A 17,932-nucleotide genomic window follows, 5' to 3' on the forward strand; every position below is an offset into this window, starting at 1 on the left:
CCGCTCGGCGGTCGGATACGCCCCAAGAGGCAAAAGATGCTCTCCCGGACCGACGCGCCCCTTGGTCGAACTCCGCCACAAGCCTCTGTTAAATATGGACAATCCGACAGCACGCATTAAGCTTTCCGCGTCCTCCCTCGCAAACCCTTGAATGCGAACGAAAAGAGGACAAATCTGGGGAGCAAGCAAAAGGTCTGCCCGATGCCCCACAACAATACCAATCTGCCCACCGAACGCCCCGATGTGCTTACCCGCCCCAAGCTGGAAGGCGGCAAGCGGTTCGTGATGCACACTCAGTACGCTCCGGCCGGCGACCAGCCCACCGCGATTGCAGAGCTGTCTTCCGGGGTCGAGGCGATGGAGCGCGATCAGGTGCTGCTCGGGGCGACCGGGACCGGCAAGACCTTCACCATGGCAAAGGTGATCGAGGAGACTCAGCGGCCCGCGATCATCCTCGCGCCCAACAAGACCCTGGCCGCGCAGCTCTACGGCGAGTTCAAGAGCTTCTTCCCCGAAAACTCGGTGGAATATTTCGTCTCATATTACGACTACTACCAGCCCGAAGCCTACGTGCCGCGCTCGGACACCTATATCGAGAAGGAATCACAGATCAACGAGCAGATCGACCGGATGCGCCACTCGGCCACCCGGGCGCTTCTGGAACGTGACGACGTGATCATCGTGGCCTCGGTCTCGTGCATCTACGGCATCGGCTCGGTCGAGACCTATTCGGCGATGACGCAGGATCTCAAGACCGGCGACCTGATCGAGCAGCGCAAGTTCATCAACGAGCTGGTGGCGCAACAGTACAAACGCCTCGACGCGGCATTCCAGCGCGGCGCGTTCCGGGTGAAGGGCGACACGGTCGATCTGTGGCCCGCCCACTTGGAGGACCGCGCCTGGCGGTTCTCCTTCTTCGGCGAAGAGCTGGAGGCGATCACCGAGTTCGACCCGCTGACGGGCGCGAAGACCGACAGTTTCGACCAGATCCGCATCTACGCGAACAGCCACTACGTCACACCACGCCCGACCCTGCAGCAAGCGGCCAAGGGCATCCGCAAGGAGCTGGCGCTCCGGCTGAAGCAGCTGGAAGAGGAAGGCAAGCTGCTGGAGGCGCAGCGCCTCGAACAGCGCACGAATTTCGACCTGGAGATGCTGGAGGCGACCGGCGTCTGCAACGGGATCGAAAACTATTCGCGCTACCTCACGGGTCGCGCACCCGGTGAGCCGCCGCCCACCCTGTTCGAATTCATACCCGACAACGCGATCGTCTTCGCCGACGAGAGCCACGTCACCGTGCCCCAGATCGGCGGCATGTATCGCGGGGACTATCGGCGCAAGTTCACGCTGGCAGAACACGGCTTCCGCCTGCCGTCTTGCATGGATAACCGCCCTCTCAAGTTCGAGGAATGGGATGCGATGCGCCCGCAGTCGGTTTTCGTCTCGGCGACGCCCGCCGCATGGGAGCTGGAACAGACAGGCGGCGTTTTCACCGAACAGGTCATTCGCCCCACAGGCCTCCTCGACCCGGTCGTGGAGATCCGCCCGGTCGAGACGCAGGTGGACGACGTGCTCGATGAAATCCGCACTGTCGCGGCGCGCGGCTATCGCACGCTGGTCACCACGCTGACCAAACGCATGGCCGAGGATCTGACCGAATACCTGCACGAGCAGGGCGTTCGCGTGCGCTACATGCACTCCGACATCGACACGATCGAGCGGATCGAGATCTTGCGCGACCTGCGCTTGGGCGCGTTCGACGTGCTGATCGGGATCAACCTGCTGCGCGAGGGTCTGGACATTCCCGAATGCGGGCTGGTCGCGATCCTCGATGCCGACAAGGAGGGCTTCCTGCGCTCGGAAACCTCGCTGATCCAGACCATCGGCCGCGCCGCGCGGAACTCCGAGGGGCGGGTCATCATGTATGCTGACAGGATCACCGGCTCGATGCAGCGCGCGATGGACGAGACCGACCGCCGCCGCGCCAAGCAGATCGCCTATAACGAGGAAAACGGCATCACGCCGGAGACGATCAAGAAGAATGTCGATGACGTTCTGGCGGGCCTCTATCAGGGCGACACCGACATGTCGCGCGTGACCGCCAAGGTCGATGCGGTGAAGCCGGGGGCCAACCTTCAGGCCCATCTGGATGACATGCGTGCGAAGATGCGCAAGGCCGCCGAAGATCTGGAATTCGAGGAAGCCGCCCGCCTGCGCGACGAGGTGAAACGTCTCGAAGCGGTGGACCTCGCCGTCCACGACGACCCGCTCGCACGACAGTCCGCAGTGGAAGCGGCAAGCGAGGCTGCGGTCAAGGCGACGGGCCGGTCTACTGCGGGTCGCCCGGGCCAGCGCGGGGGTGTGAAGCGGCGGAAGGGTCGGTGAGGCTTGTCCGACGCCTCTTGCTGAGCCTCTGGCTCGGTGCGCTCGCCCTGCCCGCGCAGGCCCAGATACTAACCTGCGCCGCACCGCCATTCGACGATCCCCCCGAGGTCGCAACCATCGTCGATCAGCTGCGTCCCGCTCTCGACCGCTGGCCGAGCCTGCATGTTGCGCTCTTTCGAGACGCTAGAGAGTTGTGTGTTGCCGACACGCTGCACGATGCGCGGGGATATTTCGAGCCGCGCTCCTCCCGGCTCGTGATCGCCACCGATATGGCACCCGCCTTGCAAAAGGCAGTTCTGATTCACGAATTGCGCCATCTGGAGCAGAAATTCCACGGCTCCTGCCCTGAGCCGAACCTGTCGATGAAGGAAAACGCCCGCGCGATCTTCGCGATGGAGGCCGATGCCACCACCTACAGTCTCGCTGTCGCCTGGGATTTGCGCAAAGCCGGGATGCCCGACACCTGGAACGCGCTGGCGACCTGGCCAATGCAGGCCGATATCGCGACCGCGTTCGAGGCCGAAATGGGCCGCTCGGGCGATCTCATCAGCGCGGCCAGCGCCGCGTTCACCCAATGGTACGCGAAAGACGAACGACGCGAGCTGTACTACCTCGCGTCGTGCAGCGATTATCTCGAGTCCCGCGACCGGGACCACAGAATGCTCAGCTATGATCGACTTTCCAGCGGCTTCTTCAACGCGCTTTGTCGGCTTCCCGATGGCGAAGCCTACCCTTGCGCAGAATCCGGAGGATGAGGCTCAGCCGCCGCTGACCGTCAAGCCCAGCAGCCGCCATTGCTGCATCCCGCCGCGGTAGTAATAGATCTTTTCCGCCGGGAAGCCGGCTTCGATCATCCGGCGCGCGGCTGTCGGCGACTGGCCGCACCACGGACCGTTGCAGTAAAGCGCGACCGATTTCACGTCCGGACCATCGCAGATGAAGCCCTCGAAATCCGGCTGGCAGCCAAGCTCGCCCAGACGGTCGGGTGCTTCCATGTAGGGAATGTTGATCGCGCCCGGGATCGCACCGCCCTCAAAATCGCGGGTCACCCGCCCGTCGACGACCACCACGTTGGGATCCTTGAGAAACTCCATCATCTCCAGTTCACCCACCGGGGTCACACCCGGCGCCGGGATCATCGGCTGGATGCAGAAATTCGGACAGGGGCGCGAGGTCTTGGCCCACTCGCCTTCCAGCTTGTTCTCGTTATCCTGAATCCGCTTGATCTCGACCGGCCCCTTGGCAGTCTCCACGGTCACGGACATAACGTCCGGGCGAATATTCACCGGCTCGGCGAAAGCGGGCGCGGTCAGAACAGGCGCGGCAACAAGCAGCGCGGCAAGAAACATGAAACGCATGATAACCTCCCTTTTTCGTGATCTTAACATAACTCCCGGCCTTGTCGCCGGACGTGCGGATCTTTAGCTCAACGAAATGAGAGCGATTTTGATCCTCGGCGCGGCGGTCTGGGCGGAGGGCGCCCCGTCGCCCACCTTGCTACGGCGCACGCGGCACGCGGCTGCGCTATGGCACTCGGGCGCGGCGGAGCGGGTGATCTGCTGCGGGGGTGTCGGGCGGTATCCACCGAGCGAGGCGGAAGTGATGGCCCGGATATTGCGCACGGAAGGTGTGGATTCTGAGGCGATCCTTCTCGAAGATCGCTCGACCAGCACTTACGAGAATATCGGCTTCGCGCAGGCGCATCTGGATGGCGACGAGGTAACCATCGTCACCGATCCCTACCACGCACCGCGCGCGGTGATGATCGCGCGCCGGATAGGGCTGCGGGCACGCGCGGATTGCCCCACGCACCGCGCAAGCGCGAAGGCCCGCGCCCGCGAAGGCTTCGCCTACCTGAAGCTGGGATGGTGGATGGCGCGGGGCGGGCCCTTGCCCTGACCCGCGCCGCATGCGTCAGTCGAGGATCATCTTGCCGATGATCAGCACGATCACCGCCCCGACAAGCGCGATGGCGATTATCGCAAGCAGGCCGCCCGCCGCAAGCACCGCTCCGCCCAGAAGGGCCACGATGAACGGGGTGATGAGGGCGCCGACGACGCCGATCGCCAGATAGGCGGCTTTGTGACGTCCGCCCGAGACGACGCTCGCGATCCAGCCCGCCAGAAGACCTGCGAGCACGAGAAGGATCAGGCCGACCGTGCCGATTGCTTGCAGAACGCTTTCCATGATTTCACTCCGATACGTCTTTTCACATCAACGCGAGGCGCGCTCTGAAGTTCCCTCTTCGCGCGCCTATTTCGGCAGCGCAGCGCCCCGTGCGCGCCAGTCAGAAATCGGCGGAAACTTCGTACATCACCGGCTCGAAATTGCGGCAGAGCGTGTAGATGACCCGGTTGCGCTCGATCATCTCGGGGCTGCGCAGCATCGCCTGATAGTCGCCGCGCTCGTGCCATTTGGAATAGGTCGCGATCCGCGTGCGCGCGTCGTTCATATGCAGGCCCGCGCCGATGAAACCGGGCGCTTTCGAGATCACCTCGGCATAGGCGGCTTGCAGCTTCTCCATCAATTCGTCGGCTGTGGCGGGCGTCATCTCGAAGGTGCAGATCACGGTCTGCCCTTTGAAATCGCTGGTAATCTCGGTCATGGGCGGTCCTCCTCCGGGTCATGCTCGCACAGAAGCGCGCAGAAATCACCGCTCTTTTGTTCTCCCGTATCAGAGCGGCAGAAGCGCCAGCGCCGGGATCGCTACGATCAGCGCGATCCGGATCAGATCGGCGCCGACGAACCAGCTGACCGCGCCCCAGCTCGCGCGGCCCGGCCCCTGCCCTTCGATGGCGGAAATGACGAAGAGGTTCATGCCCACGGGCGGCGTGATCAGCCCGACCTCGACCACGATCAGCACCAGCACCCCGAACCAGATCGCGAGTGCCTGCGGGTCGAGGCCGAAATCGAGCCCCGCGACGATCGGCCAGAAGGTCGGCACAGTCAGCAGGATCATCGAGAGGCTGTCCATGAAGCAACCGAGGACGAGATAAAGAACCAGCATCGCGATCAGCACAGCCCACGGAGACACCCCCGCGCCGGTGATCATCTGCGCGAGTTCCTGCGGGAAGCGCGCGAAGCCGAGGAACCCGTTATAGACCGCCGCGCCAAGGATGATGAAGAACACCATCCCGGTCGTCTGCGCGGTCTCCAAAAGGGCGCGCACCAGCCCGCCTCCGCGCAAGCCCCCCGAGGCCCAGGCGGCGATCCCAGTCAGCGCCGCGCCGATGGCCGCACCTTCGGTGGGCGAGACGATGCCGCCATAGATGCCACCTACGACGAGCGCGAAGATCGCGATCACTGGCCAAATTCCAATCAGCGCCCGCACACGTTGGGCCCAATTGAGCGCAGCGCGCGGAGCGCCGGCGGCGTCAGGATGCGGGATCAGGTAGGCGCGCGTCGCGATCACGTAGCCCAGAACCGCCAGCAGCCCCGGCAGCACGGCGGCGGCGAAGAGCGTCGCGATGTTCTGCTCGGTGAGGATCGCGAAGATCACCAGTACGATCGAGGGCGGGATCAGGATGCCGAGCGTGCCGCCCGCCGCGAGCGTCGCGGTGGCGAGCGCGCTCGAATAGCCCGCCGCCCGCATCTCGGGCAGTGCCACACGCCCCATCGTCGCCGCCGTCGCGAGCGAGGAGCCGCAGATCGCGCCAAAGCCCGCGCAGGCTGCGATCGCTGACATCGTCAGCCCGCCCCGCCGGTGCCCGATCAGCGCGTCCGCGGCGCGAAACAGCGCGCGGCTCATCCCGCCCTGGGTCGCGAATTGCCCCATCAGCAGGAACATCGGGATTACCGACAGCTCGTAATGGGCGAAGGTCGAAAACCCCTCGTTCTTCATCTTGGCGAGCCAGATCTGCGGGCTTCCGGTCAGCGCCCAGAGCCCGCCTGCGCCCAAGATCAGCATGGCCAGCCCGATCGGCGCGCGCAGGGCGATCATCAGCAGCAATAGCGGAAAAGAGGTCAATGCGAGGGCGAAATCACTCATCGTATCCCCCGCCAGCCGCAAGCCGCCAGCCGTTCCACGTGGCCACCACGGCTGAGCCCCATGCGCCGGGCAAGCAGGCCGCATAGCCCCACCAGAGCGGCAGCCCCAGCAGGAAGGTCGTGGTGCCCGAGCGCATCTTCGCCCCCATACCCAATCCGATCCGCCACGCGATCACAGCGAACAACACCGCCGCCACCAACTGCCAGAACAGGTCAAGCCAGCGCGCCGAACGGCCACGCAGGATCTCGACCCGCGCATGGGCGTGGCGCAGTTGCACCAAGGGGACCATAGCGTAGACGATGGCAGGCAGGCTCAGTTCGACGATCTCGAAACCTGCCTTGAAGGGGCCTATCCCAACGCCTCCGGGGAGCCAACCGCCTTGCGCGCCCTTCAAGCCGAGCGCGCCGAGGCTGGAGAGACAGGTCATCACGACCAGCGCCAATAGCACCAGCCCGCCGAGCAGCGCGAGCCCCTGCGCCGCCCTCTCGATCGCGCCGCGAGCCATGCTCAGAACAGGTGTTTCTCGATCAGGGCGCGCGCGGTTTCCAGTAGCTCATCGCCCGGCACGCCGTTCTCTTTCATCTCGGCGACCCATGCGTCGATCACGGGCTGCGAGGCGTCTCTCCACATAGGTGTATCCTCGGCCGGGATCGTGATGATCTCGTTGCCCAGATCCATCGCGGCCTGACGCGAGGGGATATCCTCGGCCTGCTGCAAACGGCCCGCCTGCGCCGAGAAGTCGGCGCCGGAGACGCTGTCGATCGCGGCTTGCAGTTCGGGATCGAGCGCGGCGTAGCGCTTCTTGTTCATCGCGAGGATGAAGCTCGCGGTGTAGATCGACGGCCCGGCGAATTGCGTGTGATGGTGGACCAGCTCGCCGATATGCAACGAGGCGGACACCTCCCAGGGCAAAAGCGCCCCGTCGATCGTCCCGCGGGAAAGCGCCTCGGGCACAGAGGGCACCGGCATCCCGACTGCCGTCGCGCCGAAATGCTCCAGCAGCTTCGTCGTCACCCGCGAAGGCCCGCGCAGTTTCAGCCCCTCGAAATCGGGAATGTTCCGCACCGCCTTGTTCGCGTGGATCACGCCCGGCCCGTGCACCCAGGTGCCCAGAAGATGGAAGTCGCGAAAATCCGTGTCGACCATCTTCGCTTGCGCCAATTCCCACAGCGCTGCGGAGGCCGCCTCGGCCTCGGCGACCATGAAGGGCAGCTCCATCACCTCGGTGCGCGGGAACCGTCCCGGCGTGTAGCCCGGCAGTGTCCAGACGATGTCGACCACCCCATCGGTGACCTGATCGACGAGATCGGTCGGTTTCCCGCCCAACTGCATGGAGGGGTAGTGCTGGATGCGAACCCGGCCCTGCGTCGCCTCCTCGACCGCCTTGATCCACGGTGTGAGGATATGGGCGGGCACGAAGCTGGTCAGCGGCAGGAACTGGTGGAGTCGCAGAGTGACCTCCGGCTCGTCGGCCAACACGGGCGGCGCGGCCAGAGCGGCGGCGCCTGCGGCAAGGGCGAAACTCTCACGGCGGGTGAATCTCTGGCTCATGCGGGGCTCCCTCTCACGCAGTCCAGAGCGGATTTACCCGGCGGATGCCCCGACGTCCAGTTTTGCTTTTCACGAGAGGACGGGATCTGTCATGCGGCGCGCGATCCGGTGCCCCGCTCGGGCGGATCCCTCCTCTTTCCGCAAAAGAAAAACCCGCGCCAAGCGCGGGCTTTCCCTGTCCCCGGAGCGTCAGGCCCTACCCCGTATCTCCGGAAATGAAAGAGGCCGGAACGCTAACGTCCGGCCTCTTCCAATTCGGTGTTAACCGAAATTAGTTGTTCGAGGCTGCGACAGCAACGCCGAGCAGCAGCAGAACCGGGATGATGATGCCGGCGTTCGAGGACGACGACTGCTCAACCACGACGGGCTCGGGCTCGACGACCGGAGCGGTGTAGCCACCGGCGAAAGCGGTCGAACCGGTGAGGCCGAGGGCCAGGGCGATGGTAGCGATCTTTTTCATAGTAATCTCCGTCATTACCGTAGGGAGCCGCCGGGTTTTCTGGCAGCTTCCCGGCGAGACTTACACAGCTTCCCGGGATTGCAAAGAGTGAATTACACGGCCCATTCACGCAGAGGCGAAGACTGTTGCACTTTGGCACGTTTATTGCATGAAATGCCCACAATTCGTGTCTAACGCGGCACATGGCACCATTCTGCGCTTCTTGAGCGGCGCGGATTCTGAGAAGAATTACCAGAACTTGCCGGGAAATGGCTTGCATCTTCGCCGCCCGGGAATCAAGGCATCGACATAGCACAGGCAAGGACGAGAATATGAAAATCGCGATGATCGGCACGGGCTATGTTGGCCTGGTTTCGGGGGTGTGTTTCTCGGATTTCGGCCATGAGGTCGTTTGCGTCGACAAGAACCCCGCGAAGATCGAAATGCTCGAGGGCGGCCGCGTGCCGATCTACGAGCCGGGCCTCGACGATTTGATGGTGAAGAACGTCGAAGGCGGGCGTCTTTCCTTCACCACCGACCTGAAGAAAGCCGTTGCAGGCGCCGATGCGGTCTTCATCGCGGTGGGCACGCCGACGCGGCGCGGCGATGGCCATGCGGACCTGACCTATGTGATGGCCGCCGCCGAGGAGATCGCCAATGCGATGACCGGCTATGCGGTGATCGTGACGAAATCGACCGTGCCGGTGGGCACCAACCGTCAGGTCGCGGAGGTCGTGCGCAAGACCCGTCCCGACATCGAGTTCGACGTCGCCTCGAACCCCGAATTCCTGCGCGAAGGCGCGGCGATAGACGATTTCATGCGTCCCGACCGGGTCGTCGTCGGCACCACCTCCGAGAAGGCCGAGGCGGTGATGGGTGAGATCTACCGCCCGCTCTTCCTGCGCGAATTCCCGATCCTCTATACCGACCTGGAAACCGCCGAGATGATCAAATACGCGGCCAACGCGTTTCTCGCGACGAAGATCACCTTCATCAACGAGATCGCGCGGCTCTGCGAGAAGACCGGCGCCGATATCAAGCAGGTCTCGCGCGGCATGGGTCTCGACGGCCGGATCGGCAACAAGTTCCTCCATGCGGGGCCGGGCTATGGCGGCTCGTGTTTCCCGAAGGACACGGCGGCGCTCGCGCGGATCGGTCAGGACTACTCCTGCCCGATGGAGATCGTCGAAACCGTCATCAAGGTGAATGACGACATCAAGCGGCGGATGATCGAGAAGGTCGTCGATCTCTGCGGCGGCTCGGTCAATGGCAAGACGGTCGCGGTCTATGGCGTGACCTTCAAGCCGAACACCGACGACATGCGCGAGGCCCCTGCCCTGACCATCGTGCCCGCGCTGGTGGGCGGCGGCGCGAAGGTCCGCGTGGTCGACCCGCAGGGCAAGCGCGAGGGCGAAGCGCTGCTGCCGGGCGTGTCCTGGATGGATGACGCCTATGCGGCAGCCGAGAAGGCCGATTGCGTGGTCATCCTGACCGAGTGGAACGAGTTCCGCGCGCTCGACCTGCAAAAGATCGCAGCGACGATGGAGACCGCGCGCATGGCCGACCTGCGCAACATCTACTCCGAGAAGGACGTCAGAAAGGCGGGCTTCGCGGATTACGTGGCGGTCGGGCGGTAAGGAAGCGGCCGCGCCGGGATCGGCCCCGGGGAGGGGGCTCTGCCCCCGCCCTTCGGCCCCCCGGGATATTTATCCCAAGAGGAAGGGAAGGCCGCCTAGGCCACCTGCCCCGCCGCCCAGCCGGACGCCCAGGCCCACTGGAAGTTGTAGCCACCGAGCCAGCCGGTGACATCGACCACCTCGCCGATAAAATAGAGCCCTGGCACCTGCTTGGCTTCCATCGTCTTCGCGTCGAGCGCATCGGTGGACACGCCGCCCAGCGTGACCTCCGCCGTGCGATACCCTTCCGACCCCACGGGCCGCACCTGCCAGCGATGAATCTGATCGTCGAGCTTGGCCAGATCCTTGTTCGATTGCTCGGCCAGCCGCCCCTTGAGCTTCGCCTCCGCCACCACAAATTGCGCGAGCTTCTCCGGCAGATGCCGCGCAAGCGCATTGTGCAGCGCCTGCCGGCCCGCCGCGTCGCGCTGCTCAGCCAGCGCCGCCGCGATGTCATCGCCTGGCGCGAGATCGACCCTGAGCGTGTCGCCCTCGCGCCAATAGCTGGATATCTGCAGGATTGCAGGGCCGGACAACCCGCGATGGGTGAACAGCAGATCCTCGGCGAAATGCGTCTTGCCGAGCCGCAGATCGACGGGCCGCGCGAGGCCGGACAGCGGCGCGGTGCGCGCCAGATCCTGCTCGGCGAAGGTCAGGGGCACCAGAGCGGGGCGCGTCTCGACGATCTCGAGGCCGAAGCGCTGCGCGATCTCGTAGCCGAGGCTGGACGCCCCCATCTTCGGGATCGACTTGCCGCCCGTCGCCACAATTACCGAAGCCGCGCGGATCGGGCCTTGCGAGGTCGTCACCAGGCAACCTTCGCCCTCGCGCTCCACCCGGTCGATCGAGGTCTCGAGCGACAGCTCGCCCCCTGCCGCACGCAGATCGCGCAGCAGCAGGTCGATGATCTGCGTAGCCTTCCCGTCGCAGAACAGCTGGCCGAGATGTTTCTCGTGCCACGCGATCCCTGCCGCATCCAACCGCGCGATGAAATCCGCAGGCGTATAGCGCGACAGCGCCGAGAGAGCGAAGCGGGGATTGCGCGACAGGAAGCGTTCGGTCGCATTCTGCCGGGTCAGTAGCCGGTTGGTGAAGTTGCACCGCCCGCCGCCGGAGATTCGAATCTTCTCGCCCGGGCGCCGTGCGTGGTCGAGCACGCGCACCGACCGCCCGCGCCGCGCCGCCTCGATCCCGGCCATCAGCCCGGCAGCGCCCGCGCCGAGTATCACAACATCGCATTTTTCCATGCCGCCTCGCTTGCCGTAGCGGCGCATGACGCGCAATCGAAATTTGTCGGATTTTCCTCTTGAAGCCCCGCGCGAGCTTGGCTAGATAGCCCCCAAGTTGGGGCGTAGCCAAGTGGTAAGGCACCGGTTTTTGGTACCGCGCACCGTAGGTTCGAATCCTACCGCCCCAGCCACTCTCCTTTTTTTGTAGCGAAACCAGCTAATTGCGGAGCGGACCAGTTTCGCGAACGTAACACTTTGGGGATCACGTTCCCGGACTATCAGGGCATTCATCCTCGTCGAATCGAAGGATCGCTTTCGCCCACTCTACAGCCGCAAGCTCGGCCTCCATCTCCGCCATCTCTCGCTCAGCGCGCAGGAAAATCGGAAGATGCACTCGATCTCTTAGAAAGAGCGCAGCATGCGCCTCAGGCCATTCAACGTTACTCGGTCGTTCATTAGACTTCTGCTGTAACAAAAAGAGCGACGCCCTGAGGGCACGCCCTATGGATGCGGCCGCAAGGGACGGGCGATCAAGCAGCGCGCAGAACCTCACCCGCCCAAATTTCCCGGCAGCAATCGGGCATGACGCCCGCAGCCCCCAACGACACGAGCCGAAGGTTAGGGCTCTCACTTCTGTTGCCCGCGCCAAGGGCTCGGTCGTTTTTGGGCGAGAGCAGACATTCGCTGCATTGACGGTGCTCATCTCAGGTCGCTACCTGCCACGAAGTCCATGGCCAGCACTCAACCGAAGCTTGTCGCACTATCCAATAATGCCCTTTGTTTAAGCGCTCACGCTTTCCCTCACTTCTTCAGCTTCGCCTGTTCGAGGGACCAGTATTCCATGTCGAACAGCTCGCGCTCGGAAATCGGAGCGAAGCGCCCGAACTCTTCCGCCGCGTTCACGATACGCGCCGTCTGCTCCAGCAGATCGCCTGCGATGCGCGCCGCTTTCTCGTTCGCACCGACTGCAAAAAGCCCCTCGCCTGGCACAAGCACCGCGCGCGGCGCAGGATCGAGCATGGTCTTCGGCTCGGAAGCATGGGGCGCGTTGCGCTCGAAATAGGCCTGATAGCGATCGGCGTAACCCGCGAGCTTGCGCTCGATCGCCGCGACATCGTCCCCGACCTCCACGATCAGCGGGAAGGGTTTGATACGTATCACGTGGTCCGGGGTCGCTGTGCCACGCATTGCCAGCTCCGACAAATCCTCGCGCGAGAGATAGCGCCGGATCGCAGGTGTCGTGCGGAAGTCTACCACGGGCTCGGCGCCAAGCGCTCCCTGCGCGGCGAGGGCCCGGGTCAGCGCGGAGGCCAGATCATCGGGGACCGGCGCGTCATTGGACTGCGGACCCTCCACAGTGATCCCTTGCGACGCGAGAAACGCTTCGGCGGCGCTAACGAACTCGATCGTCAGCTCATAGCTCTCGCGCGCGGTCTCGGCGAAGGTGAACAGCCCGTGCTTCTCGAGCCAGAGGCCTTCCACATGCGGGTCGCGAGCAAGCGCATCCTTGCACGCATGGCTGAGCGCGTAGCCGGGCATGACGTAGGGCACGAAGCCGACCCGACCGTCATAGAGATCGCGCACCACCGTCTCCATGTCCTCTTGATCGGCCAGCGCGAGGATCGCCGTTGCATGGCAATGATCGACGAATGCCTGCGGCATATAGGCGTGCAGCAGCGCCTCTACCGAAGGGTTCGGCGCGGTCGGGTCGAGCAGCTGGCTGCGCAGGAACGCCACCATCTCTTCGTCCGACATATACGGGATGGACCGCGTCTCCAGCAGCGGCTCCAATCGCATCGCCGGGAGGCCCGGCGCTTCGATATCGCCGAGGTCCCACCCCGACCCCTTCACATGAATGATCGCTCCGCCCGGCGCATCGGGAATCTTGACCGATGTATTACCACCGCCATGCAGCACCAGTTCAGGGTTCTGTCCGATCAGACGCGAGCTGTAGACGCGCAGCCCCAGTGCCGCGGGTTGGCCTGCCGCTTCAGCAGCCTCGGCGAATGAATGGGCGTCGGCGTCGTTCCAGCGCGATTGCATGGGAGGCTCCTTTTCAACGTGTTTGCGAGGGCGCGTCGCCGCGCCCCCGCCAGGTGAGATCACGGGGGATCAGAAATCGAAGTTGTCGATGTTGTCCTTGGTGAACACGGTGCGTTCGGGCAGCAAAACGATGCCGTTATCCTTGGCTTCATAATCGTAGCCTTGCACCGAGTTGGGCGAGACCTTCACTTCGCCGATGCCGGGCACATCCATCGTGTCACCGACCTGAAGCGGCCCGTTCTTGAGCACGTGATCGGCGACCGCCACCGAGATCGCACCCTGCTGGGTCACGTCCCACAGGCCGAAGCGCGCAACCGTTCCGCGCTTCACATAGGGGCGCATCACGTTGGGTGTCGAGAAGCCCACGATCGTCACTTTGCCAGCCTTGTCCAGATTTTCGGCAGCTTGGGCTGCGGCGGGAAGCGCGTTGGCATCGGGCGCGATGATCGCGTCGAGATCGGGATAGGCGCTGAGGATGCCCTCTGCGGTCTGAAGCGATTTCTGCGCGTCGTTATAGCCGTACTGCGTGGTCACGATTTCCCAGCCGGGATGCTCCTTCGCGATCTTCTCCTTCGCGGCCGCGACCCAGGCGTTCTGGTCGGTCACGGTCGGCGAGGAATAGAAGAAGGCGACCTTGGCCTTGTCCTTGCCGTTCAGCCCGTCGGATGCCATGTCCACCAGCATGCCGCCCAACTGCGCGGGCGTGCCCTGGTTGATGTAGTAGGAGCGGCAATCCGGGTTCACATCCGAGTCCCAGGTCATCACCAGCACGTCGCGCGCCATCGCTTGCTTGAGCGCCGGGCAAAGGCCATCGGGCGAGACCGAGGCGAGGATCACCGCCTTGTAGCCCTGATTGACGAAGTTGTTCACGAACTGAACCTGCCCTGACACGCTGGGTTCGGTCGGCCCGTCATAAGTGACGTTGTCGCCAAGCTTCTTGCCCATGTCGACAGCGCCCTTGCCGCCCGACGTGAAGTAGCCCACCCCGACAAGCTTCGGAATGAAGGCGATGTCCTCGGCCGCGGCCGAATTGGCCATCAGCATCCCTGCCGCAAGGGTGCCCATCACCCATTTGGTCGATTTACGCATTTCAGTTCTCCTCCTCTGAACTCTCTGGACGCGTCATTCTGACGGACGCGGCCGCACCGGAATGAACTCGCGCAGCAAGGACGCCCCGTGGCGCATTGCGACGACGACAACCAGCAGCGCTCCGGACAACGCGCTGGAAACCTGACTGGGAACACCGCTCATCTGCAGGCCCTGCTGCAGGTAACCGATGATGAAAGTGGCGATGATGGTGCCGATGACCGAGCCCTGACCGCCATAGATCGAGGCGCCTCCGAGAACGGCGGCGGTGATCGCGGGCAGCAGCGTTGCCTTGCCCAGATCGACCCGCGCCGAGCCGAAATAGGCCGACAGCAGCAGCCCCGCGAGCGCGGCGGCAAGCCCGGTAATGACATAGGTCAGCAGCTGCACCCGAGCGACGGGCATGCCCGCGTGGCGCGCGGCGGATTCGTTCTGGCCGATCTGGAACACCAGACGCCCGAAGCGCGTGACATGCAGCAGAACCAGCATCACCAGCGAGAAGGCGAGGAACACGAAAAGCGGCATCGGCAGGCCGAGGATCATCTGGTAGCCAAGCCCGGTGAAGGCCGCCGGGAAGCCGCCGATGCCGTCATAGCCGTTCGCGCCGACGACGCCGGAGAGCACCGTGGCCGCGCCCGAGAACATATAGAGCGCGCCAAGCGTCACCACGAGCGGTTGCAGCCGCGTGAGCCGGATGATCGTCGCGTTCAGCAGCCCCGCGAGCGCACCCGTCGCGAAGCCCACCGCAAGCGAAACCGGAAGCGGCATCCCGAAGAAATTGGCAATCCCGAAAGTGATCGCACAGAGCCCGACGGTGGAGGCGAAGCTCACGTCGATCCCGCCAGCGATGATGACGAGCGTCAGCGGCACCGCGACGATCCCGACATGCACGAAATCCGAGGTGCCATAGAGCAGCGAACTCAACTTGAGGAAGCGCGGGTTGATGGCGCCGAACACCACAAGCTCAAGGACCAGAAGCCCGAGCAACAGGACCTCCCAGCGCATCACGAGACGCTTCATGCCGCTTCCTCCAGATCACGGGTTTTGGGTGGGGGCGTTTCGCCTCGGCGGTAACGCGCCGCGCGGTCGCGCGCTTCCAGCGCGATCCGCAGTCGACCGTCGATCAGCAGCACGGCGAGCAGCATCGCTCCGCCGATGAGGTCGTTCCAGTAGGCCGGGATCTTGAGGAAGACGAGCGCGGTGTCGATCGAGGTGAAGAAGATCACGCCGATCACAACCCCGGCAACCGATCCGACGCCGCCCAGCAGGCTGATCCCGCCCAGCACGAGCGCCGCGATCGCGCGCAGCTCCATCCCCGAGCCCGCCTGATTGGGCACGAAGCCGATCTGCGCCGCAAAGGCGATACCCGCGATCGCATACATCGCGCCCGCCCAGACAAAGGCGAGAAACTCGATCCGGCGCACCGGCAGGCCCAGATGGCGCGCTGCCTCGCGGTTGTCACCTACCGCGAAGATCCAGCGCCCGCGCCGGGTGCGCAGCACCAACCAGACCGCCGCGATCAGCGCGAGCGCTACGACACCCACCGCCGACAGCCCTAGGAAGCCCTTGCCGGAGAGGTCCTTGACGCCTTGCGGCAGCTCCTCGATCCACTCGCCGCCGGTGGCGATCAGCATCACGCCGCGGAACAGGCCAAGCGTGCCAAGCGTGGCCACGATGGAGGGCACGCCAAGCAGCGCCACGAGCCCGCCATTGAGCGCGCCGGCTGCCACGCCCGCGCCAAGCGCGGTCGCGATCGCCACCGGGAGCGACGCCCCTGCGTTCACCGTCAGGCCCAGCGTCACCGCCGAGAGCCCGAGCACCGAGCCGCCCGAGACGTCGATATTGCGCGTCAGGATCACTGGAAAAATCCCCAGCGCCACGAGCATCAGCACCAGGCCGTTCGACCAGATGATCGAAGCGGTGCGCGCCGAGAGGAACCCGGGCGCCGCCGCACCGACAAGCAACAGCACGATCAGCGTGACGAGGAACAAGGTCGCGACACGTTCGCGGGCGATCCGTTCAAGCATGGACGGCCTCCTTGGATTCGAAGGCCAGTTCGGCGATCTCGTCGGTGCTGCTTCCGCCCGGAAGCTCGCCGGCGAGGTGCCCGCCCGCCATTACCGCGATCCGGTCCGACAGGCGCACGACCTCGTCGAAATCAGAAGAGATCAGCAACACCGCCGTGCCTGCGTCGGCCAGCTGTTCGATCAGTTCGTAAATATCGTTGCGCGCGCCCACATCGACGCCGCGCGTCGGCTCGTCGAGGATCAGAACCCGCGGCATTGCGGCGAGGCATTTCGACAGCAGAACCTTTTGCTGGTTTCCACCCGAAAGGCTGCGCACCGGTTGCTCCGCCGTCTCGCATTTGATTCCAAGCGTCTTGCGATAGCCTTCGAAGCGCGCGCGCTCTTTGCCGGGACGTAGAAGGAAGGGCAGCAGATAATGCACGAGCGAAGAGGTATTCCAGTAAAGTGGCGCATCGAGAAAGAGCCCGTATTGCTGCCGGTCTTCGGACAGCAGCACGACATTCTCACGCACCGCGTCGCGCGGTGTCCGGGCGACGAAAGCGCGGCCCTCGAGTGCGACCTTACCGCCAGCACGCGGCCGCAGTCCGACGAGGGTTTCAGCCAGTTCGGTGCGCCCTGCCCCGACGACCCCGGTCAGACCGAGAACTTCTCCGTGATGCACATCGAAAGAGATATCGACAAAGCCTTCGCCCCGTAGCCCCGCGACTTCGAGCGTCTTGCGCTCGGCGCGGGTCCTGTCGGCGCGGCGGTCGCGCAGGGCCGCGACGCCGGGACTCATCGCGGCGAGAATCTCCGCATCGTTGCTTTCGGTCATCTTCGCGCTGTGCACGACATAGCCGTCGCGCAGCACGGTGATCCGGTCGCTGACGGCGCGCAACTCGTGCAGCTTGTGCGAAATGAAGACGAGCCCGTGACCCGTCGCGCGAAGCGCCCGCATTCGATCGAAGAGCGTGTCCACCTCATGCGGAGTAAGCGCCGAGGTCGGCTCGTCAAGGATCAGCACCTTCGCCTCGCGCACGAGGCCCCGCAGGATTTCCACGATCTGTCGGTCTGCGATCTCGAGGGTCGCGGCCTTGGCATCGGGCGACAGCGCGACGCCAAGATCCGCGATCAGCTCGCCAATGCGCGCGCGATAAGCCTCTGCCCGGCGCGGCAGGCCAATGCAGATATTCTCCAGAACGCTTTGATTGGGGAAGATATGCGCCTCTTGCGGCACCAGATACAGCCCCATCGCCTGCGCCTGCGCGGGCGTCGCGGGATGCAGGGGCGCTCCACCGATGGAGACCCGCCCCGCCGTCGGCGCGACCAGACCTGCGAGGATTTTCATCAAGGTGGACTTACCCGCACCATTGCCGCCCAGAAGCGCATGGATTTCCCCGGCACGAACCGCGAAATCCACGCCCTTAAGCACGGGCACGCCGCCGTAGCTTTTAGAAACCCGGCCAAGCTCGGCGAGCACAGATGTCATAGCGCCTCCCTCGATCAACATCCCGTCTCCTCGAATGTTC

The 17,932-nt window shown here is 64.5% G+C and carries 17 protein-coding genes and 1 tRNA gene; 5 read left to right on the plus strand and 13 right to left on the minus strand.

Annotated elements, in window-relative coordinates:
• Positions 1 to 201: 201 nt before the first annotated feature.
• On the plus strand, positions 202 to 2,385 hold the full coding sequence (uvrB, locus tag DEM26_RS00205) for an excinuclease ABC subunit UvrB (protein ID WP_109171446.1): 2,184 nt from the start codon (positions 202 to 204) through the stop codon (positions 2,383 to 2,385).
• A complete protein-coding gene (locus tag DEM26_RS00210) occupies positions 2,382 to 3,140 on the plus strand; it encodes a DUF6782 family putative metallopeptidase (protein ID WP_146194418.1) in 759 nt (252 codons plus the stop codon). The genes uvrB and DEM26_RS00210 overlap by 4 nt, the downstream gene beginning before the upstream one ends.
• A gap of 3 nt (positions 3,141 to 3,143) precedes the next feature.
• Here DEM26_RS00210 and DEM26_RS00215 read toward each other — a convergent pair whose 3' ends face one another.
• Positions 3,144 to 3,743, minus strand: a complete 600-nt coding sequence (locus tag DEM26_RS00215; RefSeq protein WP_075774288.1) for a rhodanese-like domain-containing protein — start codon at positions 3,741 to 3,743, stop codon at positions 3,144 to 3,146.
• A 76-nt stretch (positions 3,744 to 3,819) separates the two neighbouring features.
• On the opposite strand from DEM26_RS00215, the gene DEM26_RS00220 reads away from it, so the two are divergent.
• Positions 3,820 to 4,284 carry a YdcF family protein gene (locus DEM26_RS00220; RefSeq protein ID WP_109171448.1) on the plus strand — a complete coding sequence of 155 codons (465 nt, stop codon included), beginning with the start codon at positions 3,820 to 3,822 and terminating at the stop codon, positions 4,282 to 4,284.
• A 15-nt stretch (positions 4,285 to 4,299) separates the two neighbouring features.
• Here DEM26_RS00220 and DEM26_RS00225 read toward each other — a convergent pair whose 3' ends face one another.
• The 6 genes from DEM26_RS00225 to DEM26_RS00250 form a co-directional block, all read right to left on the minus strand.
• The gene (locus tag DEM26_RS00225) at positions 4,300 to 4,572 is read right to left on the minus strand and encodes a hypothetical protein (RefSeq protein WP_075774286.1); all 273 of its coding nucleotides are present in this window, start codon (positions 4,570 to 4,572) and stop codon (positions 4,300 to 4,302) included.
• Between the two features lie 100 nt (positions 4,573 to 4,672).
• Positions 4,673 to 4,990 (minus strand): antibiotic biosynthesis monooxygenase family protein, encoded by a 318-nt coding sequence (locus DEM26_RS00230; RefSeq protein WP_075774285.1) that lies wholly within the window; start codon positions 4,988 to 4,990, stop codon positions 4,673 to 4,675.
• 69 nt (positions 4,991 to 5,059) lie between these two features.
• The gene (locus tag DEM26_RS00235; protein WP_109171449.1) at positions 5,060 to 6,373 is read right to left on the minus strand and encodes a TRAP transporter large permease; all 1,314 of its coding nucleotides are present in this window, start codon (positions 6,371 to 6,373) and stop codon (positions 5,060 to 5,062) included.
• Positions 6,366 to 6,878 carry a TRAP transporter small permease gene (locus DEM26_RS00240; RefSeq protein WP_109171450.1) on the minus strand — a complete coding sequence of 171 codons (513 nt, stop codon included), beginning with the start codon at positions 6,876 to 6,878 and terminating at the stop codon, positions 6,366 to 6,368. The genes DEM26_RS00235 and DEM26_RS00240 overlap by 8 nt, the downstream gene beginning before the upstream one ends.
• Positions 6,879 to 6,880: 2 nt before the next feature.
• On the minus strand, positions 6,881 to 7,924 hold the full coding sequence (locus tag DEM26_RS00245; protein ID WP_109171451.1) for a TRAP transporter substrate-binding protein: 1,044 nt from the start codon (positions 7,922 to 7,924) through the stop codon (positions 6,881 to 6,883).
• 271 nt (positions 7,925 to 8,195) lie between these two features.
• Positions 8,196 to 8,384, minus strand: a complete 189-nt coding sequence (locus DEM26_RS00250) for a hypothetical protein (protein WP_172976163.1) — start codon at positions 8,382 to 8,384, stop codon at positions 8,196 to 8,198.
• A gap of 311 nt (positions 8,385 to 8,695) precedes the next feature.
• On the opposite strand from DEM26_RS00250, the gene DEM26_RS00255 reads away from it, so the two are divergent.
• Positions 8,696 to 10,000, plus strand: coding sequence for a UDP-glucose dehydrogenase family protein (locus DEM26_RS00255; RefSeq protein ID WP_109171452.1), 1,305 nt, complete (start codon positions 8,696 to 8,698; stop codon positions 9,998 to 10,000).
• Between the two features lie 95 nt (positions 10,001 to 10,095).
• Here DEM26_RS00255 and DEM26_RS00260 read toward each other — a convergent pair whose 3' ends face one another.
• Positions 10,096 to 11,286, minus strand: a complete 1,191-nt coding sequence (locus DEM26_RS00260) for an NAD(P)/FAD-dependent oxidoreductase (protein WP_109171657.1) — start codon at positions 11,284 to 11,286, stop codon at positions 10,096 to 10,098.
• 98 nt (positions 11,287 to 11,384) lie between these two features.
• Here DEM26_RS00260 and DEM26_RS00265 point away from each other — a divergent pair.
• Positions 11,385 to 11,459 (plus strand) — tRNA-Gln (locus DEM26_RS00265).
• Between the two features lie 610 nt (positions 11,460 to 12,069).
• On the opposite strand, the gene DEM26_RS00270 is transcribed toward DEM26_RS00265, so the two are convergent.
• The 5 genes from DEM26_RS00270 to lsrA all read right to left on the minus strand — a co-directional run bounded on the left by DEM26_RS00270 (position 12,070) and on the right by lsrA (position 17,892).
• Positions 12,070 to 13,311, minus strand: a complete 1,242-nt coding sequence (locus tag DEM26_RS00270) for a class II aldolase/adducin family protein (protein WP_109171453.1) — start codon at positions 13,309 to 13,311, stop codon at positions 12,070 to 12,072.
• A gap of 69 nt (positions 13,312 to 13,380) precedes the next feature.
• Positions 13,381 to 14,400: an autoinducer 2 ABC transporter substrate-binding protein LsrB gene (gene lsrB / locus DEM26_RS00275; RefSeq protein WP_088719747.1), complete on the minus strand. Its 1,020-nt coding sequence runs from the start codon at positions 14,398 to 14,400 to the stop codon at positions 13,381 to 13,383.
• Between the two features lie 33 nt (positions 14,401 to 14,433).
• On the minus strand, positions 14,434 to 15,417 hold the full coding sequence (locus DEM26_RS00280) for an ABC transporter permease subunit (protein ID WP_075774278.1): 984 nt from the start codon (positions 15,415 to 15,417) through the stop codon (positions 14,434 to 14,436).
• Positions 15,414 to 16,424 (minus strand): ABC transporter permease subunit, encoded by a 1,011-nt coding sequence (locus DEM26_RS00285; RefSeq protein ID WP_088719745.1) that lies wholly within the window; start codon positions 16,422 to 16,424, stop codon positions 15,414 to 15,416. The genes DEM26_RS00280 and DEM26_RS00285 overlap by 4 nt, the downstream gene beginning before the upstream one ends.
• Positions 16,417 to 17,892, minus strand: coding sequence for an autoinducer 2 ABC transporter ATP-binding protein LsrA (gene lsrA / locus DEM26_RS00290; RefSeq protein WP_109171658.1), 1,476 nt, complete (start codon positions 17,890 to 17,892; stop codon positions 16,417 to 16,419). The genes DEM26_RS00285 and lsrA overlap by 8 nt, the downstream gene beginning before the upstream one ends.
• Positions 17,893 to 17,932: the final 40 nt, after the last annotated feature.

This window comes from Thioclava sp. NG1, assembly GCF_003122275.1.
In the GTDB taxonomy this organism is placed as follows: Bacteria; Pseudomonadota; Alphaproteobacteria; order Rhodobacterales; family Rhodobacteraceae; genus Thioclava; species Thioclava nitratireducens.

Bases quoted from the DNA above. Each gene is read 5' to 3' on its own strand.
- DEM26_RS00270 (WP_109171453.1), bottom strand. From the start codon at position 13,311: ATGCAATCGCGCTGGAACGACGCCGACGCCCATTCATTCGCCGAGGCT.
- uvrB (WP_109171446.1), top strand. From the start codon at position 202: ATGCCCCACAACAATACCAATCTGCCCACCGAACGCCCCGATGTGCTT.
- DEM26_RS00280 (WP_075774278.1), bottom strand. From the start codon at position 15,417: ATGAAGCGTCTCGTGATGCGCTGGGAGGTCCTGTTGCTCGGGCTTCTG.
- DEM26_RS00235 (WP_109171449.1), bottom strand. From the start codon at position 6,373: ATGAGTGATTTCGCCCTCGCATTGACCTCTTTTCCGCTATTGCTGCTG.
- DEM26_RS00245 (WP_109171451.1), bottom strand. From the start codon at position 7,924: ATGAGCCAGAGATTCACCCGCCGTGAGAGTTTCGCCCTTGCCGCAGGC.
- lsrA (WP_109171658.1), bottom strand. From the start codon at position 17,892: ATGACATCTGTGCTCGCCGAGCTTGGCCGGGTTTCTAAAAGCTACGGC.
- DEM26_RS00250 (WP_172976163.1), bottom strand. From the start codon at position 8,384: ATGAAAAAGATCGCTACCATCGCCCTGGCCCTCGGCCTCACCGGTTCG.
- DEM26_RS00240 (WP_109171450.1), bottom strand. From the start codon at position 6,878: ATGGCTCGCGGCGCGATCGAGAGGGCGGCGCAGGGGCTCGCGCTGCTC.
- DEM26_RS00220 (WP_109171448.1), top strand. From the start codon at position 3,820: ATGAGAGCGATTTTGATCCTCGGCGCGGCGGTCTGGGCGGAGGGCGCC.
- DEM26_RS00230 (WP_075774285.1), bottom strand. From the start codon at position 4,990: ATGACCGAGATTACCAGCGATTTCAAAGGGCAGACCGTGATCTGCACC.
- DEM26_RS00225 (WP_075774286.1), bottom strand. From the start codon at position 4,572: ATGGAAAGCGTTCTGCAAGCAATCGGCACGGTCGGCCTGATCCTTCTC.
- DEM26_RS00260 (WP_109171657.1), bottom strand. From the start codon at position 11,286: ATGGAAAAATGCGATGTTGTGATACTCGGCGCGGGCGCTGCCGGGCTG.
- DEM26_RS00215 (WP_075774288.1), bottom strand. From the start codon at position 3,743: ATGCGTTTCATGTTTCTTGCCGCGCTGCTTGTTGCCGCGCCTGTTCTG.
- DEM26_RS00255 (WP_109171452.1), top strand. From the start codon at position 8,696: ATGAAAATCGCGATGATCGGCACGGGCTATGTTGGCCTGGTTTCGGGG.
- DEM26_RS00285 (WP_088719745.1), bottom strand. From the start codon at position 16,424: ATGCTTGAACGGATCGCCCGCGAACGTGTCGCGACCTTGTTCCTCGTC.
- lsrB (WP_088719747.1), bottom strand. From the start codon at position 14,400: ATGCGTAAATCGACCAAATGGGTGATGGGCACCCTTGCGGCAGGGATG.